The sequence below is a fragment of the Streptomyces sp. NPDC007162 genome (assembly GCF_040634175.1).
GTDB lineage: Bacteria > Actinomycetota > Actinomycetes > Streptomycetales > Streptomycetaceae > Streptomyces.
Window position 1 is genome coordinate 21,236 of sequence record NZ_JBEYFC010000069.1, and the last position, 6,000, is coordinate 27,235.

General features: G+C 72.5%; 4 protein-coding genes and 2 pseudogenes. 2 read left to right on the plus strand and 4 right to left on the minus strand.

Features of this window, described 5'->3' with window-relative positions; translation table 11 throughout:
- Window positions 1-81: 81 nt before the first annotated feature.
- The 3 genes from ABZ646_RS11450 to ABZ646_RS11460 all read right to left on the minus strand — a co-directional run bounded on the left by ABZ646_RS11450 (window position 82) and on the right by ABZ646_RS11460 (window position 2,989).
- Window positions 82-1,122, minus strand: coding sequence for an esterase-like activity of phytase family protein (locus ABZ646_RS11450; protein WP_360516145.1), 1,041 nt, complete (start codon window positions 1,120-1,122; stop codon window positions 82-84).
- An 88-nt stretch (window positions 1,123-1,210) separates the two neighbouring features.
- Window positions 1,211-2,059 (minus strand): serine hydrolase, encoded by an 849-nt coding sequence (locus tag ABZ646_RS11455; RefSeq protein WP_360516148.1) that lies wholly within the window; start codon window positions 2,057-2,059, stop codon window positions 1,211-1,213.
- A gap of 63 nt (window positions 2,060-2,122) precedes the next feature.
- Entirely contained in the window at window positions 2,123-2,989 is an 867-nt protein-coding gene (locus ABZ646_RS11460; RefSeq protein WP_360516151.1) for an alpha/beta fold hydrolase, read from the minus strand.
- 78 nt (window positions 2,990-3,067) lie between these two features.
- On the opposite strand from ABZ646_RS11460, the gene ABZ646_RS11465 reads away from it, so the two are divergent.
- Window positions 3,068-3,553: a MarR family transcriptional regulator gene (locus tag ABZ646_RS11465; protein WP_360516154.1), complete on the plus strand. Its 486-nt coding sequence runs from the start codon at window positions 3,068-3,070 to the stop codon at window positions 3,551-3,553.
- 58 nt (window positions 3,554-3,611) lie between these two features.
- Window positions 3,612-5,906: pseudogene (locus ABZ646_RS11470) on the plus strand (ABC transporter transmembrane domain-containing protein); the annotation flags it as partial.
- Window position 5,907: 1 nt separating this feature from the next.
- Here ABZ646_RS11470 and ABZ646_RS11475 read toward each other — a convergent pair.
- A pseudogene (locus tag ABZ646_RS11475) lies at window positions 5,908-6,000 on the minus strand (SAM-dependent methyltransferase); the annotation flags it as partial.

Genomic DNA, 6,000 nt, shown 5'->3' on the forward strand with positions numbered 1-6,000 from the left:
CTTGGTGCGGGCTGTGGACGGATGAGATGTCGGTAAGAGAGCGGCCGGTGCGGGCCGCCCTCCGCGGGGGCGCCCTCCGGGTCAGCGCACCCGGACCGACAGCCGGTAGAACCGCGTCGTCTGGGCCGCGTTCTGGTTGTCGTCGCTGACCAGGAGGACCTGGTACGCGCCCTTCGCGCGGCCGGTGACGGCCATGCCCTCGATGTTGTCGAGGAGCGGGTTGGGCTGCGGCTGCTTGGCCGTGGCGCCCAGGGACGGGCAGCTCGCGAGGTCCGTGAGCAGGGTCTTCCTGATCAGGCGGACGCCCGCCTGCCCGGTCAGGTTCTGGATGCCGCCGGTGTCCGTGGCGTGCCGCGGATCGGCCAGGAAGAGGCGGACGGTGTTGTCGACGCCGGTGGTGAACCCGCGCTCCAGGACCAGCAGCCGGCCGTCGGGCAGTGCCTGCACCTCGGGGACGCCGAGGGCCGGGTCGTCGGTGCGGTAGGCGTACTGGGCCGACAGCCGGAAATGGCCGCCCTTCGTGCGCTGCCAGGTCTGGAAGCGGACGGTTCCCGGGGTGTCGCCGGAGAGCGCGTCCTCCATGGACGCCAGCAGGGTGCGGCCTCCGTTCAGCAGGGTCAGGCCCTCGAAGGTCTGGTTGGCGGTGGCCCGCCCGGCGGGGGACACCAGCAGGGACGACGGCACCGGGAGGCGGTCCAGGATCCTGCCGTCCGCCGAGTAGCGGCGGACGGACGGCTCGGTCTCGGAGGTGATCAGCCGGGTGCCGTCCCGGTCCACCACCAGGCCCTCGGAGTCCAGCGCGGCGCCGTTCTCGTCGGCGAGCGGCACGGCCTTCTTCGGCGCGAGCGTCCTCGCGTCCAGGTCGAAGAGGTAGGAGCGGTCGGCGAGGGCGGCCAGGGAGCCGTCCTCGTCCACGGCGAGCGCGGAGAGGTTGCCGACGAAATAGCCGCCGAAGGTCGTCTTGTCGAGGGCGTCGGAGAAGCCGTCGATGGCGACCGAGGGCGAACAGGCCCTGCCCGCAGCGGGGTTGGCGGGCGTGGCCGTGGCGGGCCCGGCGGCGGACAGGGAGGTGGCCGCCGCCAGGCCGGCGGTGACGGTGGCGAGTAGGGTTCGCAGGCGCATGGCGGTCACCGTAGGACGCACCGGTGACGGGCCGGGGGCCGCCTCATGAAGGAAGGCCGATTTCCGGCCGGAGGGGCCCTGCGGAGCCTCAGGACGCCTTGAGGTCCCTGTGGATCACCTTCGCGACGGCCTGGATCGTGTCGATGCCGTAGGACATCGTGCTGTTGTCCTGCGTCAGCACGGTCATCTGGTAGTCGTGCCCGCCACCCGTGAACGTGCCGAGGCTGTGCACCCGCCAGCCGTGCGTCGAGCGCTGCAACCAGCCGTTCTTGACGTGCACGGAGACACCGGAGGGAGCGCCGTAGGGGGTGCCCCACCGCTGGGACGAGATGACCTGCCCCATCAGCTTCAGGATGTAGGCCCGCGCGTTGTCGCTGAGCACACTGTTCTTGGCGGTGACGAGGGCGAGCAGCTTCTGCTCGTCGCGCACGTCGATCTGGGTCAGGCCCCAGTAGTTGTTCGCGCCCGGGGTCGTCTGCGTCATGCCGGCGGCGCCGAGGAAGCCCTTGATCTTCGTCAGGCCCAGCTGCTTCCACAGTTTGCTGGTCGCGTCGTTGTCCGACTTGGTGATCATGGCCTTGGCGAGCGTCTGCTCGGTGGTCGTCAGGTACCGGTTGTGCTTCTTCGCGTCCCACAGCAGCGTGGCGAGGACGGTGACCTTGACCGTGCTGGCCGAGTCGTAGTGCGTGGTGGAGCGGAGCGTGCAGGTCGTCTTCGTGGACCGGTCGTAGAGCCCGACGGCGACCGTCCCCCTGCGGTTCGCGACGGCCGCGGTGATGTCCGTCTTCAACTTCGTGGCGAGGGCAGCCTTCGCGGACGTACAACTGACCGCGGGCGCCGCGGCCGAGGCGGGCGCGGCGGCCATGCCCACGGTGAGCGCGGCCCCGCCGGCCACCGCCGCCAGCGCTCTGGCACGTCTGGATATCCGGTGAGTCATGCCCCCTCTGACGCAGGTATTCGCACGAAAGGTTGTACGAGAGCGGGTGGCTTTGACGTTCCGTTATCCGGTCGGGCCGCCGGTTTCCGCGACCGCCACCCCGAACGGTCGCCCCAGGAAGTCCGTCAGACGGTCGTTCAGCTGCTGCGGTGCGGTGAGGGGCAGGGAGTGGTGGGTGGCCTCGGGGAGCAGTACGACCTCGCCCCGCGGGAGTGCCCGGCGGGCCCTTTCGGCGACCTTGCGGGCGTGGTGGGCGCGGCTGTGCTCGGCGAGCAGGACCAGTACCGGCATGTCGAGGCCGGCGGTCCGGGGACGGCTGCCCGCGACGAACGTGCGGCCGGGAACGGTGGTGGCCAGCGCGTACAGGCGCTGCCAGGTCTCGTCCGGGCGGCAGCCCGCCGTCTCCCAGGCCAGGAAGGCCCGGGCGCGGGCCTCCGTCGGGCGGATCAGGGTGGGCAGCGCGCGCAGCAGGTAGCCGGGACGGAATCCGGCGAAGACCTGGGTCGGGTCGACGAGCGCGAGGCGGTCGACCCGCTGAGGCGCGCGCAGCGCGTACCGGACGGCCAGCAAGGCCCCGTACGAGTGCCCGCACAGCCGGGTGCGGGCGAGTCCGAGTCCGTCCAGCACCGCGTCCAGCCAGGCCGTGAGGTCGTCGGCGGTCCGCAGCGCGGCGCCGTGGCGTTCGGTGCGGCCGGCGTCGCCCAGCAGGTCGACCGCGTGGACCCGGTACCGCTCGCCGAGGGCCGGCGCGTTGGCGAACCAGACCAGGCCGGTGGCGGAGCCTCCCGGCAGCAGCACCAGCGGGGCGCCGTCCGCCGGGCCGTACACATGGATCCGGGTGCGCCCGTACGGCGTGGCGACGTCGCGCTCCTCGGTGGACTCGGGCCAGCGGGCGCGGAGCTCTTCGTAGACGCGGTCGAAAGAGGGCACCGGTATTCCTCTCGCCGAGCGATAATCTCGTCGAGCGAGATATTAACGGGAACGCGGCGAGGGAACCGAGAGGTGTGCATGGACGACCGGAGTCCGGCGATGCGACTGGTCCACCTGCTCCGTGCGGTCACCGTCGAGTTCGACCTGCTCGGCGCCGAGTTCGCCGCGGGGCACGGGCTGCACCCCACCGATGTGCGGGCGCTGATCCACCTGCTGGACGCGGCGCGCACCGGTACCCGTGCCACACCCGGGTGGCTCGGCGGGCAGCTGCGCCTGAACTCCGCGGGGACCACCGCCCTGGTGGACCGGCTGGAGCGGCTCGGGCTGGTCCGGCGCAGCAGGGACACCGCCGACCGGCGCCGCGTGCTCCTGGAGGCGGAGGAGAGGGCCGTGGAACTCGGGTGGGCCTTCTTCGGGCCGGTGATCGGCGAGGTGGTGGCGGCCGCGGAGGGGTTCGAGCCCGACGAACTGGAGACGGTGCGCCGCTTCCTCACCGAGGTACTGGCAGCGGCCTCCGCCCGCCGTGCGGAGGGTGTGGCAGGCCGGTTTGTTGCGGAGGGATGAAATCCGCTTCCGGGTGCGTTGAGGCTTGCGGAAGAGCAGGGCGAACGGAGGGCACCGCGTGGCAGCGCAACAGGGGGAGCGGCAGCAGGGTGGCTGGGCGCACAGGCTGGCGGGATACGCCTGGCGGCACCCGCGGGACGTCGTACTCGCGCTCGGGTCCTCGCTGGCCGGAATGGCCGTGCTGGCGGTCGTACCGCTCATCACCAAGGTGATCATCGACGACGTGATCGGTGCCCACAGCCGGTCGATGGGGCCCTGGGCGGGCGCGCTCGTCGGGGCCGCCGTCCTCGTCTACGCGGCCACCTACGTCCGCCGCTACTACGGCGGCCGGCTCGCCCTCGACGTCCAGCACGACCTGCGCACGGAGATGTACGACACCCTCACCCGGCTCGACGGGCGGCGCCAGGACGAGCTGTCCACGGGCCAGGTCGTCGGCCGGGCCACCAGCGACCTCCAGCTGATCCAGGGCCTCCTCTTCATGCTGCCGATGACCATCGGCAACGTCCTCCTCTTCCTGATCTCCCTCGGGATCATGGCCTGGCTGTCACCGCCGCTCACCCTCGTCGCCCTCGCCGTCGCCCCGGCCCTGTACTGGATCGCCAAGCGCAGCCGCAGCAAGCTGCACCCCGCCACCTGGTACGCCCAGGCCCAGGCCGCCGCCGTCGCCGGCGTGGTCGACGGCGCCGTGAGCGGCGTGCGGGTGGTGAAGGGCTTCGGGCAGGAGGAGCAGGAGACCGGCAAGCTCCGCGAGGTCGGGCGCAGGCTCTTCGCCGGGCGGCTGCGGACGATACGGCTGAACAGCAGGTTCACCCCGGCGCTCCAGGCCGTCCCGGCCCTCGGCCAGGTCGCCATGCTGGCACTCGGCGGTTGGCTCGCGGTCCGCGGCCACATCACCCTCGGCACCTTCGTGGCGTTCTCCTCCTACCTCGCCCAGCTGGTCGGCCCGGTCCGGATGCTCGCGGTGGTCCTCACCGTCGGCCAGCAGGCCCGGGCCGGCACCGAACGGGTGCTTGAGCTGATCGACACCGAGCCGACGCTGAAGGAGGGCACCAAGGCCCTCCCCGCCGACGCGCCCGCGACCGTCGAGTTCGACGACGTCTCCTTCGGGTACGACGACGAGCGCCCCGTCCTGCGGGGGCTGAGCTTCGAGATCCGCCCGGGCGAGACCCTCGCCGTCGTCGGCTCCTCGGGCTCCGGCAAGTCCACCGTCTCCCTCCTGCTGCCGCGCTTCTACGACGTCACCCACGGCGCCGTCCTGGTCGGTGGCCACGACGTGCGCGAGCTGACCCTCGACTCGCTCAGGTCCGCGATCGGACTGGTCCCGGAGGACTCGTTCCTCTTCTCGGACACGGTCCGCAACAACATCGCGTACGGCCGTCCGGACGCGACCGACGAGGAGATCCGCGAAGCCGCCCGCGCCGCCCAGGCCGACCGCTTCATCGCCGAACTGCCCGACGGCTACGACACCAAGGTCGGCGAGCAGGGCCTCACCCTCTCCGGCGGCCAGCGCCAGCGGGTCGCCCTCGCCCGCGCCATCCTCACCGACCCGCGGCTGCTCGTCCTCGACGACGCCACCTCGGCCGTCGACGCCCGGGTGGAGCACGAGATCCACGAGGCGCTCACCCACGTGATGCGGGGCCGCACGACCCTCCTCATCGCGCACCGCCGCTCCACCCTCAACCTCGCCGACCGCATCGCCGTCCTCGACGGCGGCCGGCTCGCCGACATCGGCACCGACGAGGAGCTGCAGAAACGCTCCGCCCTCTACCGCAGGCTGCTCACCGACCCCGACGAGCTGGGCGGGGTCTCCCCGGGCCACGCCCTGCCCGCGGGACCGGCCGAGGACACGTCCGTACGGGAGGAGCTGGACGCCGAGTTCGACGCCGAGCGCGGCGTGACCCCGCGCCTGTGGACCGGCGACCGCACGCCCCGGGACCTCGCCCTCGCCGGCACCCCCGCCACCCCCGAACTGCTGGCCCAGGTGGACGCGTTGCCCCCGGCGACCGACACCCCCGACATCGACGAGTCCGGCGCCGTCCGCCCCGAGGACTCCTACGGCCTGCGCCGCCTGCTGCGCGGCTTCGGCGCACCGCTCCTCGTCAGCCTCGCACTGGTCGCCGCGGACGCCGGTCTGGGCCTGCTCCTCCCGGTGCTGATCCGGCACGGCATCGACCAGGGCGTCTCCCGGATGGCGCTCGGCGCGGTCTGGGAGGCCGCGCTGCTGGGGCTGTTCGCGGTGCTCGCCCAGTGGGCGGCCCAGATCGGCGAGACCCGGATGACCGGCCGTACCGGCGAACGGGTCCTCTACTCCCTGCGGCTGAAGATCTTCGCGCAGCTCCAGCGGCTCGGACTGCGGGTTGACGGAGGTCGGCGAGGACGATGCTGGTGGAGCCGGAGCGGCTGAGCAGCGCGTCGCCGTGCGCCTTGACGATCGGGTCGTTGTCGAC